Origin of the sequence: Streptomyces sp. NPDC057616 (assembly GCF_042800575.1) — a bacterium.
Classification (GTDB): Bacteria; Actinomycetota; Actinomycetes; order Streptomycetales; family Streptomycetaceae; genus Streptomyces.
Map to the genome: position 1 here is coordinate 53,913 of NZ_JBHVGU010000045.1, position 20,417 is coordinate 74,329.

The window sequence follows — 20,417 nt, forward strand, 5'->3', positions numbered from 1 at the left end:
CGGACGGTCAGCGCAGGGTCACCCGGCTCGGTCCGTTGAAGGGCGCGTAGCACGTCACCGTCTTCGGCGTGCGCAGGACGTCGTCCTCGGTGAACAGCGTCCGTACGGCGTCGAAGGAGGGGCCGCCACTGACGACGGGAGCGACGCGGTCGTAGAGGAGGCGGGACGGTTCGGGCAGGGGCCGGCCCGGTTCGCCCTCGGCCTCGCCCCAGACGTCCCAGAGCAGCGGTTCCACCTTGTTCAGCGCGGCCAGGTCGAGGCGGATGTTGCCGGAGACGAACCGCTCGCCCCAGAACGGGCCCTGCTCCGGCGGGTGCAGCCCGAAGGTCTCCGGGTCCGCGCCCTGCTCGCGGATCGCCCGCCATGCCTCGCCCGCGACGAGGAAGCGGTCGCGCGGGACGTCCATCGGGTCGAAGTCCACCTTCCAGTGGGCGGTGACGAAGGGGTCGGCGAGCTCGGGGTCGGCGAGCAGCCAGCCCCGTTCCGCGTCCCAGTACTCGGTGACGACGTGGTCGACGTGGAAGCCGCCGTCCCCGAAGTAGTCGGCGAAGCCGCACCGGGTGCGGGCGGGGACGCCGGCGTGGCGCAGGAACGAGGTGTGCAGCAGTGCGAAGTCCCGGCAGGTCCCGACGAACCGGTCGGCCGGTTCGCGTCGCCGGGTCAGCGACGCGCCGTCGCGGGCGACGAGGAGGCGCAGGATGTCGTCGACGTAGCGGGTCTCGGCGTCGTTGTGCAGGCGGTCGACCGGGTGGGTGTGGCCGAAGATCTCGCCTTCCAGGCGGTGGATGAGCAAGTCGCGGGTGATGCGGGCGAGTTGGGCCGGGTCCCGCGGCAGGTCGGCGTAGTGGGCGACGAGTTCGCCGGGGTCGGAGAAGGCGCTCTGCGCTGCGTAGAAGGCGAGGGACACGAAGCCTCCCTTTCGGCATCATCGGCCACGTGTTCGATTACGGGCCGGTGCGCCTCACCGTGTCAAAATTCGCCGCGGATTGTCCAGCGGCGAACCGGCTCCGGTGTACGGCCGCCGTCGCCCGGCGCCGTCAGGAGCCGTCGGCGAGGTAGGCGTAGAGCGCCCCCGCCCCTTCGAGCATCGCCCGGGTCCGCTCCGTCAGCGCCTGTCCGCGTGCGGTGATCGCCGCGCGCAGTGCCTCGCTGCCGCCCTCGCGGCGCAGGCCCTCCAGGACCGGGCGGATCTGGTCGAGGGCGTAGTGGCTGCGGCGCAGCGTCTGGATCAGCCGGGCGTCGCGCACGTCCGCCGGGCCGTACGTGCGGTACCGCGTCCCCCGCTCCCGCCCCGGCGCGAGCAGCCCGGCCGCCTCCCACACCCTGAGCGCGGACGGCCGGACGCCGAGCAGCGCGGCGACCTCTCCCACGCGCAGCGCGCCGGGGCCCGGCAGCGGCTGGGGCTCCGCCCGCGCCAGCTCCTCCAGCGCCTCGGTCGCCGCGCGCAGATCCGTCCGCTCGGTGTGCAGGGCGGCATGGGCTGCGTCCACCAGGGCGAGGGCGCCGGGGACGTCGCCGGCGTGCACGGTCCGCATGACGTGGGTCGCCGTCACCGGGCCGTACCCCCTCACCAGCGTGCGGTGGGTCAGCAGGGCGCGCCGGTGGACGTCCGTGAAGGTGCGGTAGCCGGACGCGGTGCGGGCGGCCGGGGGCAGGACGCCCGCGTCCTCGTAGTTGCGGATCTGCTGGGTCGAGACGCCGGCCAGCCGGGCCAGGTCGACGGGGCGGAGGCGATCGGCGCTGCTCATCCGTCCGAAGCGTACGGACCCGCGCGGGGGCCGCCGTCACTCGTTGCCGGATCTTCACCAACTGGCAGATTCATGGCGGAATCCGTACGAGATCGGCGCGGTCCCCTAGTGTGAGGCGGCGTGGACGACAAAGAGGACCAGCATCTGACCGCCATCGCTCCGGAGGTCTCGCGGCTGTCCATCGACCTGCTGCGTCGCGCGGTCGGCACCTACCCCGCCGAGCGCGTCGCCCAGGAGGCCCTGGACTGCGCCGACGACGTCCTGGACCGCTACGGCACGGACGGTCTGCGGGTCCTCGCCATGAGCCTCGCCTGCTGGGCGACGGTCCAGGTGGAGATCAACGCGCACGCCTCCGGGCGGCCGGGTCAGTCCCTCCTCGACGACCTCCAGCTGACCTGGCTGGAGGCCGGTCCGGAGGGCTGAGTGGCTACCGGCCGTTCACCCGGAGCAGGAGCTTGCCCGTGCTGGTGCGGGTGCCCATCAGGCGGTGCGCCTCCGCCGCCTCCTCGAGGCCGAACTCGGCGGTGACCGGCAGCGACACGGTGCCGTCCAGGGCCTTGGCGAAGGCGAGCTCCGCCAGGGCGCGCAGCTCGCCGGGGGCCGTCTTCGCCAGCGTCAGGATCGAGAAGCCGCCCACCGAGACGCCGGACGGGTACAGCTCCGGCTGCCCCACGGTCCAGGCCGGGGCCGAACTCGCGTTGCCGAAGGAGACCAGGCGCCCGAAGGCCGCGAGCGAGGCGAGGCTGCCGCGGAAGGTCTCGCCGCCGACGGGGTCCAGCGCGAGGTCGACGCCGCGGCCGCCGGTGGCGGCCCGCACCGCCTCGGTGAACTCGCCGACGAACACCTCGTCGTACCCCTGCTCGCGGGCGTAGTCCGCCTTGGCCGCGCCCGACACCACCCCGTACACCGCGCCGGCGCCGGCCGCCTTCGCCAACTGCCCGACCACGGTGCCGACCCCGCCCGCCGCACCCTGCACGAGCACGCTCTCGCCGGGCTGGAGCCGGCCGACGGAATGGACGAGGGCGTACGCCGTCGGCAGCACGGTGGGCAGGGTCGCCGCCGTGCGCAGGCCGACGCCGGCCGGGACCGGGAACACGGTCGAGGCGTGCGCGAGCACGACGTCCGCGTAGGCACCGCCCTCCGTCAGCGCCGTCACCTCCTGCCCGGCGGACAGTCCCGTGACGCCCTCGCCGACCGCGCGAATCCGGCCGGACGCCTCCAGGCCCGGTACGTACGGCAGTTGGGGCACGCGGTAGCCCTCGCCGCGCGCCTTGAGGTCCGCGAAGTTCACTCCGGTGTACGCCACGTCGACGCTCACCTGGCCGGGTCCCGGCTCGGGGATCTCCGTCTCCACGACCTTCAGGACCTCGGGTCCGCCGTACTCCTGGAACTCGACCGCGCGCATGACAGCACTCCTCACGAGTGTTCGATGTGAAGCGAACAGTCGTGAGTGTATGGTTTTCATCGAACACTCGGCAAGCGGGTACCCGGCGAGCGGGTATCAAGTGGTTGCCTGGCGAGCGGACTTCGGCAGCGGGTCCGCGGCGGGCGGATCTTCGGCAAGGAGCAGGGCGTGGCGCAGCGCACGACCGGCCATCGGGCCGCCCCCGGCCATACGCACCCCGACGAGGTCACCGTCCTCGCGGCGCTCGCCGCCCTCGCCGACCCCGTACGCCTCACTCTCGTCAGGGAGTTGGCGGCCTCGGCCGACTGGACCCGCAGCTGCGGCAGCTTCGACGTGCCGGTCGGCAAGGCGGCGCTCAGCCACCACTTCGCGGTGCTGCGGGGGGCCGGGCTGGTGGAGCAGCGCGACGAGGGCGCCCGGCGGGTCAACCGGCTGCGCAGAACGGAGTTCGAGGCCCGCTTCCCGGGACTGCTGACCCTGGTCCTGCGGGACGAACCGGCCGCCTGAACGTCCCTGCGCCCTCCGGCGTCACAGTCCCGACGTCAGCGGACGGAGGGAACATGAGCAAGCGCACCTGGATCGCGTCGGCCGGAGCGATCGCGGCCCTGTTGATGGCCGCGGTCCTGTACGCCGACGCGCTGCGCACCGGACACACCGACGGCGGCCTCAGGGCGGACCCCCGGGACCTCACGTCCGGTGCCCCGGATCGCACCTGCACCGGCACCCGCCCCCTCGGCAGCCTGTCCGGGCACGGCGACGGCAGCGCGCTGGCACGCGTCGTCGCGCACATCGACGAGCTGGCCCGCACGAAGTACCCGGACGTCCGCACGAGCCTGTCCGCCGACGAGGCCCATCGGACCGCCGACGTCTGGCGCGTCCCGTCCGCCGCCTTCGACGACGAGGTCTGCGGCGACGCCGTGCGCGGCGTGACCGTGCGGCTGCACGACACCGGCCCCGGCGGGGAGAGCCGTTGAGCGACGGTCGACGGGCTACTGCTCCTTGTCGCGGTTGTCCCGGTTTTCCTGGTCCCCCTGCTCCCGGCGGCGCAGTTCGTCCTCGCGGCGGCGCAGGTCCGCCTCCCAGTCCTTGAGGAGGGACTCGTCCTTCCTGTTCTCCTCGCGCAGGGATTTCAGGAACTCGGGGTTGTCGTCGGGCGCGACGAACTCGGTGCGGTGGTGGCGGTGCCACTCGGAGGGCGTGGAGCCGCCCGCCGGGGCGTGCCGCACCTTGCCCGCCACGAGCCAGGCGACCGGGCCGACCAGCACCTCGCCGAAGAACAGGATGATGAGGACCCAGACCACCTTGGGCAGCCCGCGCACCTGCTCCTCGGGGGTGTTCAGGCAGTCGATGAAAGCGAAGATCCACAGCGCCAGGACCAGCAGGAACGGCAGATACCTGAGCATGGTGGTGCGATCCCCCAACAGACGGTGGCGAGGCGCTGTCCGGCCCCGGTGACGGGGTCAGGGTAGCGGGTGGCCGATACTGGGACGCATGGCTTACGACGATCTTCGCTCCCTGCTCAGGGCACTGGAACGCGAGGGCGACCTCAAGCGTGTCAAGGCCGAGGTCGATCCGTACCTGGAGGTCGGGGAGATCGTCGACCGGGTGCAGAAGGCGGGCGGCCCCGCGCTGCTCTTCGAGAACGTGAAGGGCTCCTCGATGCCCCTCGCGATGAACGTCTTCGGCACCGACCGGCGGCTGCTCAAGGCCCTGGGCCTGAAGTCGTACGGGGACATCTCCGAGAAGATCGGCGGACTGCTGCGCCCCGAGCTGCCGCACGGCTTCGTCGGCGTGCGCGAGGCGTTCGGCAAGCTCGGCGCGATGACGCACGTCCCGCCGAAGAAGGTGAAGGACGCCCCCGTGCAGGAGGTCGTGCTCACCGGCGACGACGTCGACCTCGACGCCCTGCCCGCGCTGTTCACCTGGCCGCAGGACGGCGGCTCGTTCTTCAACCTCGGGCTCACGCACACCAAGGACCCCGAGACCGGCATCCGCAACCTCGGGCTGTACCGCCTCCAGCGCCACGACAGGCGCACCATCGGCATGCACTGGCAGATCCACAAGGACAGCCGCAACCACTACCAGGTGGCCGCGCGCAGGGGCGAGCGGCTGCCGGTCGCGATCGCCTTCGGCTGCCCGCCCGCGGTGACGTACGCCTCCACGGCCCCGCTCCCCGGCGACATCGACGAGTACCTGTTCGCCGGGTTCATCGCCGGCAAGCGGATCGAGATGGTCGACTGCAGGACCGTGCCGCTGCAGGTCCCGGCGCAGGCCGAAGTGGTGATCGAGGGCTGGCTGGAGCCCGGCGAGATGCTGCCCGAGGGGCCGTTCGGCGACCACACCGGCTTCTACACGCCGCAGGAGCCCTTCCCCGCGCTGACCATCGACTGCGTGACGATGCGCAAGCGGCCGCTGCTTCAGTCGATCGTCGTAGGCCGCCCTCCGACGGAGGACGGACCGCTGGGGCGTGCGACGGAGCGGTTCTTCCTCCCGCTGCTGAAGATCATCGTGCCGGACATCGTGGACTACCACCTGCCGGAAGCCGGCGGCTTCCACAACTGCGCGATTGTCTCGATCGACAAGAAATACCCCAAGCACGCCCAAAAGGTGATGCACGCTGTCTGGGGGGCACACATGATGTCCCTGACGAAGCTGATCGTGGTGGTGGACTCCGACTGCGACGTCCACGATCTCCACGAGGTCGCCTGGCGCGCGCTCGGCAACACGGACTACGCCCGTGACCTCAGCGTCGTCGAAGGCCCCGTCGACCATCTCGACCACGCCTCCTACCAGCAGTTCTGGGGCGGGAAGGCCGGGATCGACGCGACGAAGAAGTGGCCCGAGGAGGGCTACACGCGCGACGGCGGCTGGCCCGACATGGTCCTGTCCGACCCGGAGACGGCGGCGAAGGTCGACCGCCGCTGGAAGGAGTACGGCCTGTGAGCAGCGCCTCCGCCGCGATCCCGCAGCCAGGAAGAACCAAGGCGTTCCTGCGGCTGGTGATGATCGAGCACTCGGTGTTCGCCCTGCCCTTCGCCTACATCGCGGCCCTCACCGCGATGTTCGAGTGGGACCAGAACATCCACTGGGGGCGGCTGCTCCTGGTCACCATCTGCATGGTGGGCCTGCGCACCTTCGCGATGGCGGTCAACCGGATCATCGACCGCGAGATCGACGCCCGGAATCCGCGGACGGCGCAGCGGGAGCTGGTCACCGGCGCGATGTCGGTGAAGCACGCCTGGACCGGCGCGCTGATCGCGGTCGTGATCTTCCTGGGCTCGGCGGCCCTGCTCAACCCCCTCTGCTTCGCCCTGGCCCCCATCGCGGTGATCCCGATGGTGGTCTATCCGTACGGGAAGCGCTTCACGAACTTCCCGCAGGCCATCCTCGGTCTCGCCCAGGCCATGGGCCCGATCGGCGGCTGGCTCGCGATCAGCGGGGAGTGGTCCTGGGACGCGGTGATCCTGGGCCTCGCGGTCGGCATCTGGATCGGCGGCTTCGATCTGATCTACGCCTGCCAGGACGTCGAGACCGACCGCGAGATCGGCGTCATGTCGGTCCCGGCCCGCTTCGGCATCCCGGCCTCCATCTGGGGCGCCCGCGTCTGCCACGCCGTGGTCATGGCGCTGCTCGTCACGTACGCGGTGACGACGGACGCCGGCGCCTTCTTCTGGATCGGCCTGATGATCGTCGCCGGCGCCTTCGTCTACGAGCACAACATCGTCCGCCCGCACGACCTGTCCCGCCTCAACAGGGCGTTCTTCAGCGTCAACGGCTTCATCGGCATCGCCCTGTTCGTGTGCGCCCTCCTGGACCTGCTGGTCCGCGGCCTCACGGTCTGAACACCGGAGGCGCGCCGCGCAGCCGTGCCGCCATGCACCCTGGAACGCCGCCGCCGGGCCGACCCCGCCCCTGCGCGCCACGCCCGCCGTCAGGCCGTTCCCCGCCCCGCCGGGAGACGGTGCTCGCCGCGCAGGCCGCGGGGTCCTCATCGGGTGGGCGCCGGAGGCATGTCGAGGTGCCGAGGTGGAATCGGGGCGCCGCCGTCGTGCCCGCCGTCAGGCCGTTCCCCGCTCCGCCGGGAGACGGTGCTCTCAGTGTGCAGGCCGCGCAGATGTCACCGTGTGAGCGCCGCGGGCGTGCCACGGCGGAACCAGAATGCCGCCGCCACCCCCGCCGCCAGGCCGATCAGGTGGGCCTGCCAGCTCACGCCCGTCTGGGTGGGGGACAGGCCCAGCAGGATCGAGCCGCCCCACACCGCGCCCACGAGCAGGCCCACCAGGACGCCGAGGGGACGACGCTCCACGAAGCCGCTGACCAGCAGGAAGCCGAACAGGCCGAAGATCAGGCCGGAGGCGCCGGCGGTGTTGGTGTGCGCCGGGGCCGTCAACCACACCCCGAGTCCGTCGGCCACGATGATCGCGAGGCACAGGACGGCGAACCGGCGCAGACCGCCCAGCGCCGCGAGGAACCCCATGACCAGCAGCGGCACGCTGTTGGCGGCCACATGGGCGAAGCCGAAGTGGATGAACGCGGCCGGCACGACGTCGACCAGCTCGGAGGGTTCGCGCGGGGTGATGCCCAGTCCGTCCAGCGCGTGGCCGCTGACCACGTCGACCACTTCCAGCAGCCACAGCAGCGCGACCCAGCCCACCATCAGCTTGGCCGCGGCCTTCGCACGGTCGGTGCGCGACCACTCGAGCCCACTCCCCGACATGGCACCCCCCACTGCTCGCTCGTCCCCTCCGGGGAACGACCGGACCCCCTTGGCCGGTTCCCATCCTGCGACGCCGGATAGGCTCGGTGTTGTGAACCCAGTCAAGCCAGGAGAGACGCCGCGTACGCCTTGGATCGTAGGGGTCTCCGGCGCCTCGGGCACGCCATATGCCGCGTCGGTGCTGCGCGCACTCCTCGACGCCGGCGAGAGCGTGGACCTCGTCGTCTCGCGAGCCTCGCGGCTGACGCTGCTGGACGAGACCGGCATCGCCTTCCGGGACGCGCACTGGCAGGACGACCTGCGGGAATGGCTGACCCGGGGCGCCGACGGCAAGCCCGGCGCCTTCGAGACCGACCTCTCGGACGTGCGCTACTGGAACGCGGGCGACCTCGCGGCCGGACCGTCCTCCGGGTCGTACCGCACCAAGGGCATGCTGATCGTGCCCGCCTCCACGGCCTGTGTCGCGGGCGTCGCGCTCGGGCTGTCCAAGGATCTGCTGCAGCGGGCGGCGAGCGTCACCCTCAAAGAACGCCGCCCCTTGGTCGTGGCCGTACGGGAGACCCCGCTGAACGGCCAGACCCTCCGGCACCTGGTCGCGCTGGACGACGCCGGCGCGAGCGTGGTGCCGGCCTCACCGGGCTTCTACGCGGGGGCCACCCACATCCAGGACCTCGTGGACTTCGTCGGCGGACGCGTGCTGGACGCGGTGGGCGTCGAGCACGGGCTGTACCGGCGCTGGAAGGGCGAACTGCACCGCGGCACGGGCGAGTAGCGCGCGGCGCGCCACCACCAGCACCTCGCATCACTTCAGGAACTTCAGGAACTTTTCAGCGGAAGGCTTCGATCGCATGGACGCGGTGGACAGGCAGCTCATCCAGGCCCTGAGGGAGAACGGCCGGGCCTCCTACGCGGAGCTGGGACGCCTTGTCGGCCTGTCGGGACCCAGTGTCACCGACCGCATCAACCGGCTGGAGGCGGCGGGCGTCATCACCGGCTACCGCGCCACCGTCGACGCCGCCTCGCTCGGCCTCGGCGTCACCGCCCTCATCGGCATCTCGCTCTCCGACGCCACCGACCACGAGGACGTGGCCCAGCGGCTGAAGGACCTCTCCGAGATCGAGGACTGCTGGTTCATCGCGGGCGACGACTCGTACATGCTCAAGGTGCGGGCGGCGGACGTGGACGGCCTGGAGAAGATCATCCGGCGGCTCTCCGGGACCAAGGGCGTCTCCCGTACCCGGACCACCATCATCCTCTCCACCAAGTGGGAGAACCGGGTCGGGGAGCTGCCCGAAGAGGTCTAGTCGCCGGGACGTACGGTTGTGAGTGTCGTCGTAGAAAGGTGTGGGCATGGACGTCGGGCTCAAGCGTGAGCTGGAGGAGAAGGTCAGGGCGGGGGAACGCCTGACCCGTGAGGACGGCATCGCGCTGTACGAGTCGGACGACCTGGCCTGGCTCGGCGGCCTCGCGCACGAGGTGCGGACGCGGAAGAACGGCGACGTCGTCCACTTCAACGTCAACCGCCACCTCAACATGACCAACGTGTGCACGGCGTCCTGCGCCTACTGCTCCTTCCAGCGCAAGCCGGGCGAGAAGGACGCGTACACGATGCGCATCGAGGAGGCGGTCAAGCTCGCCAAGGCGATGGAGGGCGAGAACCTCACCGAGCTGCACATCGTCAACGGCCTGCACCCGAACCTGCCGTGGCGCTACTACCCGCGCTCGCTGCGGGAGCTGAAGGCCGCGCTGCCGGACGTCTCCCTGAAGGCGTTCACGGCCACGGAGATCCACCACTTCGAGACGATCTCCGGTCTGTCGGCGTCCGAGATCCTCGACGAGCTGATCGACGCGGGCCTGGAGTCGCTGACCGGTGGCGGCGCCGAGATCTTCGACTGGGAGGTCCGCCGGCACATTGTCGACCACCGCACCCACTGGGAGGACTGGTCGCGCATCCACCGCCTGGCGCACGAGAAGGGCCTGAAGACCCCGTGCACCATGCTCTACGGCCACATCGAGGAGCCGCGCCACCGCGTGGACCACGTGCTGCGGCTGCGTGAGCTGCAGGACGAGACCGGCGGCTTCCAGGTCTTCATCCCGCTGCGCTACCAGCACGACTTCGTCGACATGAAGGACGGCAAGGTCCGCAACCGCCTCCAGGCCCGCACCCAGATGGCGACCGGCGCGGAGGCCCTGAAGACGTTCGCGGTCTCCCGCCTGCTCTTCGACAACATCCCGCACGTCAAGGTCTTCTGGGTCATGCACGGCGTGCAGACCGCCCAGCTGGCCCTCCAGCACGGCGCCGACGACATGGACGGCTCGGTCGTCGAGTACAAGATCACGCACGACGCGGACAACTACGGCACCCCGAACAAGCTGACCCGCGAGGACCTCCTGGACCTGATCCGCGACGCCGGCTTCCGCCCGGTGGAGCGCAACACGCGGTACGAGATCATCCGCGAGTACGACGGCCCGGACCCGGCCCGCCGGGAGTCGCCGCAGCCGATGCGGGTGTGATCCGGTGACGTTGTCGTTCGAGCTGGACCCGGCGGTTTCGCCTGCCCTCCGGGACGAGGTGCTCGCCCTGTGGGCGGATGTGTCGAACGCCGGCGGCTCGGTCGGCTTCGTGCCGCCGGTCACGCCGGAGGACATACGCCCGGAGCTGGTGAAGCACCTCGTCGCGATGGCCGAGGGCCGCACCCGGCTGCTGGTGGGCCGGGACGCGGCGGGCACGGTCGCCGCGGCCGCGTTCATCACCCACAACACGCACCGGCTGATGAAGCACTGGGTATGGCTGTACACGGTGATGGTCCACCCCCGGCACCAGGGCCGGGGCCACGGCCGCGACCTGCTGTCGGCCGCCGCGGACGCGGCCCGCACCCTCGACGGCATCGAGGCGATCCGCCTCACCTGCCGCGGCGGCCTCGGCCTCGAGCACTTCTACGGCTCCTGCGGATACAAAGAGGTCGGGCGGATACCGGACGCGATCCGCGTCGCGCCCGGCGACGACCGCGACGACATCTTCATGCTGCTGTCGCTGGCGTGACCCCCCTGCAAGATCGGGTCGCAACCGTGCTTCACTGGACGGTGGCCCATTTGGGGCCGTTCGGAACTGTCAGAGACGGAAGAGTGGATTGAGATGCTCCGCTACACGCTGATGCGCCTCGGGATCTTCGCGGGCTGCCTCGTGGTCGTCTGGGGCCTCGTCTACTCCGGCATCGTCCCGCGCGGGCTCGGCGCCTCCAACGGCATGTGGGTCGTCCTGCTCGCCCTGGTGATCTCGGCCCCGATCAGCTTCGTCGTGCTGCGCAAGGAGCGCGACCGCGCCTCGGTGCAGATCGTCGAGCGGGTCGACCGCGCCAAGGCCAACCTGGAGGCCAACCGCAGCCAGGAGGACGGCGTGGACGACGCCGCCCGCGCGCAGGGCCAGACCTCCTAACCGCCGGGGTCACACCCCGTAGTCGCGGGGCCGCCGGGGGGCTCGGGGAACGGCCGCCCAATTACCCTTCTCCCATGGGTGCCGTGAAGACCAAGCGCATGCCGCGGGCGGTCCGTGAGCAGCAGATGCTGGACGCCGCCGTGCGGACCTTCGGGCAGCGCGGGTACATGGCCGCGTCGATGGACGAGATCGCCGAACTGGCGGGTGTGTCCAAGCCGTTGGTCTATCTGTATCTGAACTCGAAGGAAGACCTGTTCACCGCCTGTATCCGGCGGGAGGCGACGGCGTTGGTCGAGGCGGTCCGCGCCGGGGTCCGGCCCGAGCTGCCCGCCGACCGCCAACTCTGGGAGGGGCTGCGGGCGTTCTTCACGCACACCGCGCACAACCCGGACGGCTGGGCGGTGCTGCATCTGCAGGCCCGCACCCGTGAACCGTTCGCGGCCGAGGTGACCGCGATGCGCGAGGAGATCGTCACGTTCGTCACCCAGCTCATCGTCGTCGCGGCCCGGGAGGCCCACCGCGACCCCGACCTGCCCGAACGCGAGGTCGCCGGTCTCGCCGAAGCCCTGGTCGGCGCGGCCGAGTCGCTGGCCGCCTGGGCCAACGCCACCCCGGGCATCACGGCCCGGCAGGCGGCGGCCACGCTGATGAACTTCGCCTGGGCGGGCCTGGGCAACCTCATGGAGGGCCGGCCCTGGTCGCCCCCGCTCGCCGCGGAGGCATGACACTCGCCGCGAAGGCATGACAACTGTCATGCGCCGAGCTGGACGCGGGACACTGAGGGAACGCATCCCTGCGCCCTTACCTTCGGTGCCATGACGAAGACGAACGGCGCGGACGACCGGCAGAAGACCGACGTCAAGGTGAGCCTCATCGGCGGCCACCGCCTCCAGGGCGAGACGCTGCACGAGCGCACGCTCACCGCGTCCCTCATCGGCGGCGCCGACATCGACCTGACCGACATCGACATCCCGGACGGCGCCGAGCTGCGCATCACCAAGCTGAGCCTGATCGGCGGCGTCAGCCTCCGCGTCCGCCCCGACGTCCGCGTCGAGGTGCACGGCATCCGCCTGGGCGGCGTGAAGGACGACGGCCCCGTCGCGCCGAGCGGCCCGACGGTCCGCATCGACGCCTGGGGCCTGCTCGGCGGCGTCAGCGTCCGCCGGGGCTGAGGTCCTCCACGACGCCGCTCACATGCACGCGCTCCCCGCCGCGCAGCTCGAACCGCCCGCCGTCGGCCGCGTATGTCACCGTGCCCGGCAGCAGCACCGGCGCCCTGAACTCCGCCCGCACACGGGTGTGTTCGGGCGCCCCGTGCGCGGCGAGGCAGCGGGCCGCCGTCCACATGCCGTGCGCGATGGCGCGCGGGAAGCCGAACAGGCGTGCGGTGAGCGGGTACAGATGGATGGGGTTGCGGTCCCCGGACGCGGCGCCGTAGCGGCGTCCGACGTCCCCGCTCAGCCGCCACTCGTCCACGGCGGGCAGCGGCTCACGCACGGCCCTCGGCGGCTCGTCCGTCCGCCCGGTCCGGTGCCGCGCCAGATAGGTGCTGCGTGACTCCCATACGACGTCCCCGCCGTCGCGCACCTCGGTGACCACGGACGCCTCGGTGCCGCGCCGGTGGGGTTCCAACCCGCCGATGTGGACGCAGAGTTCGTACTCCCCGGTGGCCGCGAGCGCCCGGTGCCGGGTGAGCTCGATCGACGTGTGGACGAGCCCGAGCAGCGGCAGCGGGAAGCCCCGGCCGCTCATCAGCCGCATGGCCAGCGGGAAGCCCAGCACATGGGGATACGTCAGCGGCAGCGCGTCGTCGCCGGTCGCGAAGCCGCACACCCGCTCGTACGCCGCCAGCCGCGCGAGGTCGATGCGCAGGCCGGGCAGGACGAGCCGGTCACGGGGGAAGTCGGCGTCCGGGCGCGGGTGTTTGAAGGGGGAGAGGACCGCACCCCGGGCGAGCAGCGGGGCGAGCGCGGGGGAGCCGGGCAGGACGACGGACACCGGCATCACGCCCCCAGCAGGCTCTGGCCGCAGACCCGCACGACCTGGCCGTTGACCGCGCCGGAGGCCGGATGCGCGAGCCAGGCCGTGGTCTCGGCGACGTCCGCCGGAAGTCCGCCCTGGGCAAGGGAGTTCATCCGCCGTCCCGCCTCACGGATGAACAGCGGCACGGCCGCCGTCATCTTCGTCTCGATGAAGCCCGGCGCGACCGCGTTCACGGTCACGCCGTGCTCGGCGAGCGCGCGCGGCGCGAGGGAGCGGACCAGGCCGACCACGCCCGCCTTGCTCGCGCCGTAGTTGGTCTGCCCGGCGTTCCCGGCGAGACCGGCGATCGAGGCGGTGGCGACGATCCGCCCGCCGCGCCTGAGCGCCCCGGCCGCGAGCAGCGCGTCCGTCGTGCGCAGCACGCTCGCGAGGTTCACCTCCAGCACCGGACTCCAGCGCTCGGCGGGCATGTTGACCAGCCGGCGGTCGCGCGTGATGCCCGCGTTGTGGACCAGCACGTCCAGCCCGTCCGGGAGCGCGGCGGCGATCCGCCCGCCCGCGTCCGCGGCGGTGATGTCCAGCGCGAGCGCCGTGCCGCCGAGCTCCTCGGCGACCCGCCGCGCGTCCTGCTCGGCCTGCGGCACGTCGAGGACGACGACCCGGGCCCCGTCCCGCGCCAGCGTCGCGGCGACCGCCTCGCCGATGCCGCGGGCGCCCCCGGTGACCAGGGCGGTGCGCCCGGCGAGGGGCCGCTCCCAGTCGACCTCGGCCTCCTGGGCGGCCCCGGTCCCGATCACCTGCCCGCTGACGTAGGCGGACTTGGGGGAGAGCAGGAAGCGCAGGGTCGACTCGGCGGCGCCGGCATCCGTCAGGCGCACCAGGTTCACGGTCCGGCCGCGCCCGATCTCCTTGCCGAGCGAGCGCACGAACCCCTCCAGCGCCTGCTGCGCGGCGGCCTGATGGTGGTCGGCCGGGTCGAGCGGCGAGCCCAGCACGACGATCCGGCCGCTGCTCGCGACGGACCGCATCACGGGGTGCAGCGCGGCGTGCACCTCGGCGAGCGCGTCGACGTCCCGCACCCCGGTGGCGTCGAGGACGACGGCGGCGGGAGTGCCGGTGTCCTCGGGCAGGCCCGTGCGGGCGAGCACCGGCGCGAGATCGAACTCCGGCTTGCCGGCGGTGAGATGGAGCAGGCCGCCGCCGAGCGCGGGGCGCCCGGGTGAGAAGCGGTGCAGCGGCGCCGGCTGCGGCAGCCCCAGACGGCGGGTCAGGAAGCGGCCGGGCGCGGTGCCGGCGAAGCGCAGATAGCGGTCGGCCATGTCCATTCTCCCCAGGCGGAAAGGTGCTTACTCTGGAGTCAGGTTACCCGAGGTAATAGCCGAGCAGGAGGTGAGAAATGTTCAACATACCGACCGGTACCGTCCGATCGGCAAGAAATGCGACGAGGTTGCACATCCCCGACCCATCCCCGCCGCCGTACGCCCTTCGAACCCTCACCGCCCCATCACGCGCGCACCGTACGATCGCCTCCTCCCCGACCTGCGGCAACCACCCCGCAGGGCAACTCCGTTGAGTCGCTGGAGTCGCCCGTGACCAGCTCGCACGCGTCCGCCGCCGTGGTGGTGCACGCCACGGCGTACGACGGCACACCGGTCCTCGTGGAGCCCGTGCTCCAGCGGCTGGGCGGGGAGGTGCGCGAAGTCTCCGTGCCGCCCTTCGTCCCGCCCGTGCGGCATGGCTCGCTCGCCGACCTGCCCTTCGACAACGCGCGCCTGGCCCCCGACGACACGGTCCTCAGCCGCCGCACGGACACGGGCCGGTGGACGGACGTGACCGCGGCCCGGTTCGCCGACGAGGTGCTGACGCTGGCCAAGGGGCTGATCGCCGTGGGGCTGGCGCCGGGCGACCGGATCGCCGTCATGGCGCGGACCGTCTACGAGTGGACGCTGCTGGACTTCGCGGCCTGGTCCTGCGGACTGGTCACCGTCCCCATCTACCCCACGTCGTCCGTCTTCCAGACCCGCTGGATCCTCCAGGACTCCGGCGCCGTCGCGCTCGTCGCGGAGAGCGCCGGGCAGGCGGCCGCGCTCGGCCCGGAGCTCGACCGGCTGCCGGACCTGCGGCATCTGTGGGTCATCGAGAAGGGCCATGTGGAGCGCCTGGCAGAGCTCGGCGGGCAGGTGCCGGACGCCGAAGTGGCCGTACGGCGCGGCATGCTGAGCCCCGACACCCTCGCCACCGTCGTCTACACCTCCGGCACCACCGGCCGCCCCAAGGGCTGCGCGATCACCCACGGCAACTTCTTCGCCGGGGTCGACAACGCCATCGAGCTGCTCTACCCGGTGTTCCGGGCGCGGACCAGCGAGGAGGCGGCGGTCCTGCACTTCCTGCCGATGTCGCACATCTTCGGCCGGATGGTCGCGGTCGCCTGCATCCGTGCGCGGGTGCGGCTGGGGCATGCGCCGAGCCTGAAGCCGGAGGAGCTGCTGCCCGACCTCGCGAGCTTCCGGCCGACCTGTCTCATCGCCATCCCGTACATGCTGGAGAAGGTCTTCAACGGTGCCCGCGCGAAGGCCGAGACGGGCGGCCGGGCCGGCGCCTTCGACCGCGCGGTGGGCGTGGCCGTTCGCTACGGCGAGGCGATGGAGGCCCGTCATGCCGGCACCGGCTCGGGCCCGGGAGCCGCCCTGAAGGCGGCCCGCGCCTTCTACGACCCGCTCGTCTACCGCCGTATCCGCAACGCGATGGGCGGCAAGGTCCGTTACGTGATCTCCGGCGGCTCCCCGCTCGGCCGGCGCCTGGCCGCGTTCTACGCCGGGGCGGGCATCGAGATCTACGAGGGCTACGGCCTGACCGAGACGACGGGCGCCTCCACCGTGACCCCGCCCCTCAAACCCCGCCTGGGGACGGTCGGTTGGCCCCTGCCCGGCTCCAAGGTCCGCATCGCCGCCGACGGCGAGATCCTGCTCGGCGGCGGTCACGTCCTGCGCGGCTACTGGGACCCGAACGCGGGCGGCGTCGTCCCCGCGACCGTCGACGGCTGGCTCGCCACCGGCGACATCGGCCGCCTCGACGACGAGGGATACCTCTACATCACCGGCCGCAAGAAGGAGATGCTGATCACGGCGGGCGGCAAGAGCGTCGCCCCGGCCCCGCTGGAGAACTGGCTGCGTGCCCACCCGCTGATCTCCCAGGTCATGGTCGTCGGCGACCTGCGCCCCTATGTCGGCGCGCTCATCACGCTGGACGTCGACGGCGTCGGCCACTGGCGCCGGATGCGCGGCAAGCACGCGGTGCCGGCCGGACTCCTGCTCGACGACGAGGAGTTGAGGCAGGTCCTGCAGCGGGCGGTGGACGAGGCGAACAAGCTGGTCTCCCGGCCCGAGTCGATCCGCCGCTTCACGATCCTCCCGGTCGACTTCACCGAGGAGGGCGGGCATCTGACCCCGTCGATGAAGCTGAGGCGGGACGTGATCGCCGAGGAGTTCGCGGCCCAGATCGAGGAGATGTACGACGGCTCCGGCACGGGAGCGCTCTGAGGGGCGATGCGCACAGGCCCGGCCCCGTTCCATCCCCGAACCCGCACGAACCCCCCACGAGAACGCCGTACGATCGCCGGTCTAACCCCCGGTAACCCCTCCGCCGCGCACTGCCGGTGAACCACTCGGCTCGCCCTGCACGTACCTCACAGCAGAGCGGTACCGAGCTGCACGTCCCAGGAGCTGCCATGTCCGTCCCCGCGCCCGTGCCGTACCCCTCCGCGTCCGACTACGACGGCACACCCCAGCTGGTGGAGCCCGAGGTGCGGAGGATGGGCGGGCAGGTGCGGGAGGCGTCGGTGCCGCCGCTCGTCGCGCCGCGCACCCACGGCTCGCTCGCCGACCTGCCGTTCGACAACGCGGACCAGGCGCCCGAGGCGCGCGTCCTCAGCCGCCGCACGGCGGACGGGGACTGGGTGGACGTGACCGCCGCGGAGTTCGCGCGGCAGGTCCAGGCCCTGGCGAAGGGCCTGATCTCGGAGGGGCTGGTGCCCGGCGACCGGATCGCCGTCATGGCCCGGACGATCTACGAGTGGACGCTGCTGGACTTCGCCGCGTGGGCCGCCGGCCTGGTCACCGTGCCGATCTACCCCACGTCGTCCGTCTTCCAGACCCGGTGGATCCTGCAGGACTCCGGCGCGGTGGCCCTGGTGACGGAGACCGCCGCGCAGGCCTCGGCCCTCGGCCCCGAACTGAGCCGCCTGCCCGACCTGCGCCACCTGTGGATCGTCGAGAAGGACCACCTCGACCGCCTCGCCGAACTCGGGCAGCCCGTCCCCGACCAGGAAGTCGCCGTGCGGCGCGGGATGCTGGTCCCCGACACGCTCTCCACGGTCATCTACACCTCCGGCACGACCGGCCGTCCCAAGGGCTGCGTGCTCACGCACGGCAACTTCCTCTCCGAGGTCGACAACGCGATCGAGCTCCTCTACCCGATCTTCAAGTCCAAGGCGGACGACCCTTCCACGCTCCTCTTCCTGCCCATGTCGCACGTCTTCGGGCGCATGGTGGGCATCGCCTGCGTGCGGGCCCGGGTCCGCCTCGGCCATGCCGCGAGCCTGGACGGGGAGAGCCTGCTGGCGGACCTGGCCGCCTTCCGGCCGACCTTCCTGCTCTGCATCCCGTACATGCTGGAGAAGGTCTTCAACAACGCGCGCGCCAAGGCGGAGGGCGGCGGCCGGGCCGGCACCTTCGACCGCGCGGCGAACACCGCGGTGCGCTACGGCGAGGCGATGGAGGCCCGGCACGCGGGCACAGGCCCGGGCCCGAGCGCCGCCCTGAAGACGGCCCGCGCCTTCTACGACCCCCTCGTCTACCGCCGCATCCGCAATGCCATGGGCGGCAGGATCCGCCACATCATCTCCGGCGGCTCCCCGCTCGGCCGCCGCCTCGCCGCGTTCTACGCGGGTGCGGGCATGGAGATCTACGAGGGCTACGGCCTCACGGAGACGACCGGCGCGGCGACGGTGACGCCGCCCTTGAAACCCCGTCTGGGAACGGTGGGTTGGCCGCTGCCCGGCACCAAGGTCCGGATCGCGTCGGACGGGGAGATCCTGCTCAGCGGCGGCCAGGTCTTCCGCGGCTACTGGGATCCGCAGGGCGGCGGGGTGATCCCCGCGTCGGCGGACGGCTGGTTCCCGACCGGCGACATCGGCCACCTCGACGACGAGGGCTACCTCACGATCACCGGCCGCAAGAAGGAGATCATCATCACGGCGGGCGGCAAGAACACGGCGCCGGCGCCCATGGAGAACTGGCTGCGCTCCCACCCCCTGATCTCCCAGGCCATGGTCGTCGGCGACCGCCGCCCCTACATCGCCGCCCTGATCACCCTCGACATGGAGGGCGTCGGCCACTGGCGCCGCATGCACGGCAAGCATCCCGTCCCCGCGGAACTCCTCATCGACGACCAGGAGTTGAGGGCGGTGCTGCAGCGCGCGGTCGACGAGGCCAACAAGCTGGTCTCCCGCCCCGAGTCCATCCGCCGCTTCGCCATCGTCCCCCAGGACTTCACGGAGGAGGCGGGCCACCTGACCCCCTCGATGAAGCTCCGCCGCGAGGCGGTCCTGCGGGACTTCGCGGCGGAGGTGGAGGGGCTGTACGAGCGGTAGGGACGTGACGGCCGCCCCGGGCCGTCACACGGTGAGTTCGGTGCGGGGCGCGCTCCCTGCCCCGGGGCGCCGGGCGCCGTACCGGACGTACCACTCGGTGGACATCGCCCGTTCCCGCTCCTGCGCAGACAGCGCGGCCAGCCGCCCCGGCAGGGCTCCCCGCGCGACCTCGCTGCGGTGAGCCATGACGGCGGCCAGCTTCTGCCCGGCCCACGGGCCGACGTCCACGGCCGCGGTGATCCACTCGTCCGGCACGCTGTACAACTCCCGCCCCGGGAGCAGGACATCACCCAGCGCGCGGGCCGCGGAGTCGGGGAACGTGGCGAGATGGAGGGCGCCCGGCTGCCAGGGGGCACCGGCCTCCGGGTGGAGGCGGCCCCAGCCCGCGGCCTCGACCGCGAGCACCGTCACCCGGTGGGTGTGGACGTGGTCCGGGTGGCCGGTCGCGCCGTAGGCGTCGTGCGTGACGACGATGTCCGGCCGGAACGCGCGGATCTGCGCCACCAGCCGCCCCACGGCCTCGTCCAGCGGCGCGTCGCAGAAGCGGTCCGCCCCGGGCGCCGACTCCGGCACCCGTGCGTCGGCGTACCCCAGCAGCCGCGGCGTTCCGGCCCCGAGGATGCGCAGTGCCTCCGCCAACTCCCCGGCCCGTGAGCTGCCTTCGGCCCAGGTCGCCGTCACGACGCCGGTCCGCGCGCCGGCCGCGGCATGCCGGGCGAGGACGCCGCCCGCGGACAGGGACTCGTCGTCGGGGTGGGCGAACACGGCCAGAACGCTGGGGACGCGCACGGCAGTCGGCCCTTCGGCGGGGGACACGGGGCCGGTCACGAGGTCCGGTCCTCCTGGGGCCTGCGGGCGATCAGGATGGCCTGGGGGACCGGTTCGGCGAGGGACTCGTTCGCCTCGCGGAGGGTCTGGGAGACGACCGCGAAACCCGACTCCGTGAGCAGGTCCGCCATGTGGCCGGGGCGGCGGCGCTGGAAGTCGAGCGAGACCGGATGGCCCCATGGGCGGTCGTGGCGGCGCGGCACGTCGCCGGCCTGGAAGGCGAGCAGCAGATGGCCGCCGGGGGCCAGGACGCGGTGGAACTCGGCGAAGAGGGACGGGAGCCGGTCCACAGGGGTGTGGATGGAGGAGTACCAGGACACGGCACCGGCGAGGCTGCCGTCGGCCAGGTCGAGCTCCAGCATCGAGCCCTGCTCGAACCGCAGCCCCGGATTCTCGCGGCGGGCGATCGCCAGCATCCCCTCCGACAGGTCGAGCCCGAACACCCGCAGCCCCAGCGAGGCCAGGTGCCCGGTCATCCGGCCGGGCCCGCACCCCAGGTCGGCCACGGGCCCGTACCGGCCCACGAGTTCGGCGTAGACACCGAGCAGGGCCCGGTCCAGCGGCCGGCCGTCGAGCCCGTCGCCGGGGAACCGCTCGGCGTAGTCCTCGGCGACGGCGTCGTAGAAGGTACGGGTAGCGATGAGGAAGTC

The 20,417-nt window shown here is 72.2% G+C and carries 23 protein-coding genes; 14 read left to right on the forward strand and 9 right to left on the reverse strand.

What is annotated here, in order from left to right; translation table 11 throughout:
- Positions 1–7: 7 nt before the first annotated feature.
- Positions 8–907, reverse strand: a complete 900-nt coding sequence (locus ACFU97_RS39115; RefSeq protein ID WP_384266164.1) for a transglutaminase-like domain-containing protein — start codon at positions 905–907, stop codon at positions 8–10.
- A gap of 130 nt (positions 908–1,037) precedes the next feature.
- A complete protein-coding gene (locus ACFU97_RS39120; RefSeq protein WP_384266166.1) occupies positions 1,038–1,748 on the reverse strand; it encodes a MerR family transcriptional regulator in 711 nt (236 codons plus the stop codon).
- Positions 1,749–1,868: 120 nt separating this feature from the next.
- Here ACFU97_RS39120 and ACFU97_RS39125 point away from each other — a divergent pair, with 120 nt between their 5' ends.
- Complete coding sequence (locus ACFU97_RS39125) at positions 1,869–2,171, forward strand: hypothetical protein (RefSeq protein ID WP_384266168.1); 303 nt, start codon at positions 1,869–1,871, stop codon at positions 2,169–2,171.
- Between the two features lie 4 nt (positions 2,172–2,175).
- Here ACFU97_RS39125 and ACFU97_RS39130 read toward each other — a convergent pair whose 3' ends face one another.
- Complete coding sequence (locus ACFU97_RS39130; RefSeq protein WP_384266171.1) at positions 2,176–3,153, reverse strand: zinc-binding alcohol dehydrogenase family protein; 978 nt, start codon at positions 3,151–3,153, stop codon at positions 2,176–2,178.
- Between the two features lie 168 nt (positions 3,154–3,321).
- Here ACFU97_RS39130 and ACFU97_RS39135 point away from each other — a divergent pair, with 168 nt between their 5' ends.
- Together ACFU97_RS39135 and ACFU97_RS39140 are read left to right on the forward strand one after the other, a co-directional pair.
- Positions 3,322–3,660: an ArsR/SmtB family transcription factor gene (locus tag ACFU97_RS39135; protein WP_384266174.1), complete on the forward strand. Its 339-nt coding sequence runs from the start codon at positions 3,322–3,324 to the stop codon at positions 3,658–3,660.
- 53 nt (positions 3,661–3,713) lie between these two features.
- Positions 3,714–4,127, forward strand: coding sequence for a hypothetical protein (locus ACFU97_RS39140; protein ID WP_384266177.1), 414 nt, complete (start codon positions 3,714–3,716; stop codon positions 4,125–4,127).
- Positions 4,128–4,142: 15 nt separating this feature from the next.
- Here the strand turns inward: ACFU97_RS39140 and ACFU97_RS39145 are convergent, their stop codons facing one another.
- Positions 4,143–4,556 (reverse strand): PLD nuclease N-terminal domain-containing protein, encoded by a 414-nt coding sequence (locus ACFU97_RS39145; protein WP_384266179.1) that lies wholly within the window; start codon positions 4,554–4,556, stop codon positions 4,143–4,145.
- A gap of 88 nt (positions 4,557–4,644) precedes the next feature.
- Here ACFU97_RS39145 and ACFU97_RS39150 point away from each other — a divergent pair, with 88 nt between their 5' ends.
- Both ACFU97_RS39150 and mqnP read left to right on the forward strand, forming a co-directional pair.
- Positions 4,645–6,096 carry a menaquinone biosynthesis decarboxylase gene (locus tag ACFU97_RS39150; RefSeq protein ID WP_384266182.1) on the forward strand — a complete coding sequence of 484 codons (1,452 nt, stop codon included), beginning with the start codon at positions 4,645–4,647 and terminating at the stop codon, positions 6,094–6,096.
- Positions 6,093–6,995, forward strand: coding sequence for a menaquinone biosynthesis prenyltransferase MqnP (mqnP, locus tag ACFU97_RS39155; protein WP_384266183.1), 903 nt, complete (start codon positions 6,093–6,095; stop codon positions 6,993–6,995). The genes ACFU97_RS39150 and mqnP overlap by 4 nt, the downstream gene beginning before the upstream one ends.
- A gap of 275 nt (positions 6,996–7,270) precedes the next feature.
- Here mqnP and ACFU97_RS39160 read toward each other — a convergent pair whose 3' ends face one another.
- Entirely contained in the window at positions 7,271–7,870 is a 600-nt protein-coding gene (locus ACFU97_RS39160; protein WP_384266185.1) for a rhomboid family intramembrane serine protease, read from the reverse strand.
- A 91-nt stretch (positions 7,871–7,961) separates the two neighbouring features.
- Between ACFU97_RS39160 and ACFU97_RS39165 the strand changes: the two genes are divergently transcribed.
- From ACFU97_RS39165 to ACFU97_RS39195, 7 genes are all read left to right on the forward strand, one after another.
- Complete coding sequence (locus ACFU97_RS39165) at positions 7,962–8,642, forward strand: UbiX family flavin prenyltransferase (RefSeq protein WP_384266188.1); 681 nt, start codon at positions 7,962–7,964, stop codon at positions 8,640–8,642.
- Between the two features lie 76 nt (positions 8,643–8,718).
- Positions 8,719–9,174: an Lrp/AsnC family transcriptional regulator gene (locus tag ACFU97_RS39170; RefSeq protein ID WP_016437559.1), complete on the forward strand. Its 456-nt coding sequence runs from the start codon at positions 8,719–8,721 to the stop codon at positions 9,172–9,174.
- Between the two features lie 46 nt (positions 9,175–9,220).
- Entirely contained in the window at positions 9,221–10,384 is a 1,164-nt protein-coding gene (gene mqnE, locus ACFU97_RS39175; protein WP_384266191.1) for an aminofutalosine synthase MqnE, read from the forward strand.
- A gap of 4 nt (positions 10,385–10,388) precedes the next feature.
- Positions 10,389–10,913 (forward strand): GNAT family N-acetyltransferase, encoded by a 525-nt coding sequence (locus ACFU97_RS39180; protein ID WP_384266193.1) that lies wholly within the window; start codon positions 10,389–10,391, stop codon positions 10,911–10,913.
- Positions 10,914–11,006: 93 nt separating this feature from the next.
- A complete protein-coding gene (locus tag ACFU97_RS39185; protein ID WP_384266194.1) occupies positions 11,007–11,306 on the forward strand; it encodes a DUF4229 domain-containing protein in 300 nt (99 codons plus the stop codon).
- A 74-nt stretch (positions 11,307–11,380) separates the two neighbouring features.
- Positions 11,381–12,031: a TetR/AcrR family transcriptional regulator gene (locus ACFU97_RS39190; protein ID WP_384266197.1), complete on the forward strand. Its 651-nt coding sequence runs from the start codon at positions 11,381–11,383 to the stop codon at positions 12,029–12,031.
- A gap of 90 nt (positions 12,032–12,121) precedes the next feature.
- Positions 12,122–12,478 (forward strand): hypothetical protein, encoded by a 357-nt coding sequence (locus ACFU97_RS39195; protein WP_384266199.1) that lies wholly within the window; start codon positions 12,122–12,124, stop codon positions 12,476–12,478.
- Here the strand turns inward: ACFU97_RS39195 and ACFU97_RS39200 are convergent.
- On the reverse strand, positions 12,459–13,310 hold the full coding sequence (locus ACFU97_RS39200) for a MaoC family dehydratase (RefSeq protein WP_384266201.1): 852 nt from the start codon (positions 13,308–13,310) through the stop codon (positions 12,459–12,461). The genes ACFU97_RS39195 and ACFU97_RS39200 overlap by 20 nt on opposite strands.
- On the reverse strand, positions 13,310–14,608 hold the full coding sequence (locus ACFU97_RS39205; RefSeq protein WP_384266203.1) for a 3-oxoacyl-ACP reductase: 1,299 nt from the start codon (positions 14,606–14,608) through the stop codon (positions 13,310–13,312). The genes ACFU97_RS39200 and ACFU97_RS39205 overlap by 1 nt, the downstream gene beginning before the upstream one ends.
- 117 nt (positions 14,609–14,725) lie before the next feature.
- Between ACFU97_RS39205 and ACFU97_RS39210 the strand changes: the two genes are divergently transcribed.
- Both ACFU97_RS39210 and ACFU97_RS39215 read left to right on the forward strand, forming a co-directional pair.
- Complete coding sequence (locus ACFU97_RS39210; protein ID WP_384266206.1) at positions 14,726–16,828, forward strand: AMP-dependent synthetase/ligase; 2,103 nt, start codon at positions 14,726–14,728, stop codon at positions 16,826–16,828.
- Between the two features lie 188 nt (positions 16,829–17,016).
- Positions 17,017–18,939, forward strand: coding sequence for an AMP-dependent synthetase/ligase (locus tag ACFU97_RS39215; protein WP_384266207.1), 1,923 nt, complete (start codon positions 17,017–17,019; stop codon positions 18,937–18,939).
- Positions 18,940–18,963: 24 nt separating this feature from the next.
- On the opposite strand, the gene ACFU97_RS39220 is transcribed toward ACFU97_RS39215, so the two are convergent.
- Both ACFU97_RS39220 and ACFU97_RS39225 read right to left on the reverse strand, forming a co-directional pair.
- Complete coding sequence (locus ACFU97_RS39220; protein WP_384266219.1) at positions 18,964–19,728, reverse strand: PIG-L deacetylase family protein; 765 nt, start codon at positions 19,726–19,728, stop codon at positions 18,964–18,966.
- 35 nt (positions 19,729–19,763) lie between these two features.
- Positions 19,764–20,417: class I SAM-dependent methyltransferase (locus ACFU97_RS39225; protein ID WP_384266210.1), on the reverse strand; the 654-nt coding region annotated here is incomplete at its 5' end.

What these genes read in the sequence shown, in the direction of transcription:
- ACFU97_RS39195 (WP_384266199.1), top strand. Translation starts at nt 12,122, where the DNA reads ATGACGAAGACGAACGGCGCGGACGACCGGCAGAAGACCGACGTCAAG.
- ACFU97_RS39205 (WP_384266203.1), bottom strand. Translation starts at nt 14,608, where the DNA reads ATGGCCGACCGCTATCTGCGCTTCGCCGGCACCGCGCCCGGCCGCTTC.
- ACFU97_RS39150 (WP_384266182.1), top strand. Translation starts at nt 4,645, where the DNA reads ATGGCTTACGACGATCTTCGCTCCCTGCTCAGGGCACTGGAACGCGAG.
- ACFU97_RS39145 (WP_384266179.1), bottom strand. Translation starts at nt 4,556, where the DNA reads ATGCTCAGGTATCTGCCGTTCCTGCTGGTCCTGGCGCTGTGGATCTTC.
- ACFU97_RS39215 (WP_384266207.1), top strand. Translation starts at nt 17,017, where the DNA reads ATGTCCGTCCCCGCGCCCGTGCCGTACCCCTCCGCGTCCGACTACGAC.
- ACFU97_RS39130 (WP_384266171.1), bottom strand. Translation starts at nt 3,153, where the DNA reads ATGCGCGCGGTCGAGTTCCAGGAGTACGGCGGACCCGAGGTCCTGAAG.
- ACFU97_RS39190 (WP_384266197.1), top strand. Translation starts at nt 11,381, where the DNA reads ATGGGTGCCGTGAAGACCAAGCGCATGCCGCGGGCGGTCCGTGAGCAG.
- ACFU97_RS39140 (WP_384266177.1), top strand. Translation starts at nt 3,714, where the DNA reads ATGAGCAAGCGCACCTGGATCGCGTCGGCCGGAGCGATCGCGGCCCTG.
- mqnE (WP_384266191.1), top strand. Translation starts at nt 9,221, where the DNA reads ATGGACGTCGGGCTCAAGCGTGAGCTGGAGGAGAAGGTCAGGGCGGGG.
- ACFU97_RS39185 (WP_384266194.1), top strand. Translation starts at nt 11,007, where the DNA reads ATGCTCCGCTACACGCTGATGCGCCTCGGGATCTTCGCGGGCTGCCTC.
- ACFU97_RS39170 (WP_016437559.1), top strand. Translation starts at nt 8,719, where the DNA reads ATGGACGCGGTGGACAGGCAGCTCATCCAGGCCCTGAGGGAGAACGGC.
- ACFU97_RS39120 (WP_384266166.1), bottom strand. Translation starts at nt 1,748, where the DNA reads ATGAGCAGCGCCGATCGCCTCCGCCCCGTCGACCTGGCCCGGCTGGCC.
- ACFU97_RS39200 (WP_384266201.1), bottom strand. Translation starts at nt 13,310, where the DNA reads ATGCCGGTGTCCGTCGTCCTGCCCGGCTCCCCCGCGCTCGCCCCGCTG.
- ACFU97_RS39160 (WP_384266185.1), bottom strand. Translation starts at nt 7,870, where the DNA reads ATGTCGGGGAGTGGGCTCGAGTGGTCGCGCACCGACCGTGCGAAGGCC.
- ACFU97_RS39210 (WP_384266206.1), top strand. Translation starts at nt 14,726, where the DNA reads ATGCGACGAGGTTGCACATCCCCGACCCATCCCCGCCGCCGTACGCCC.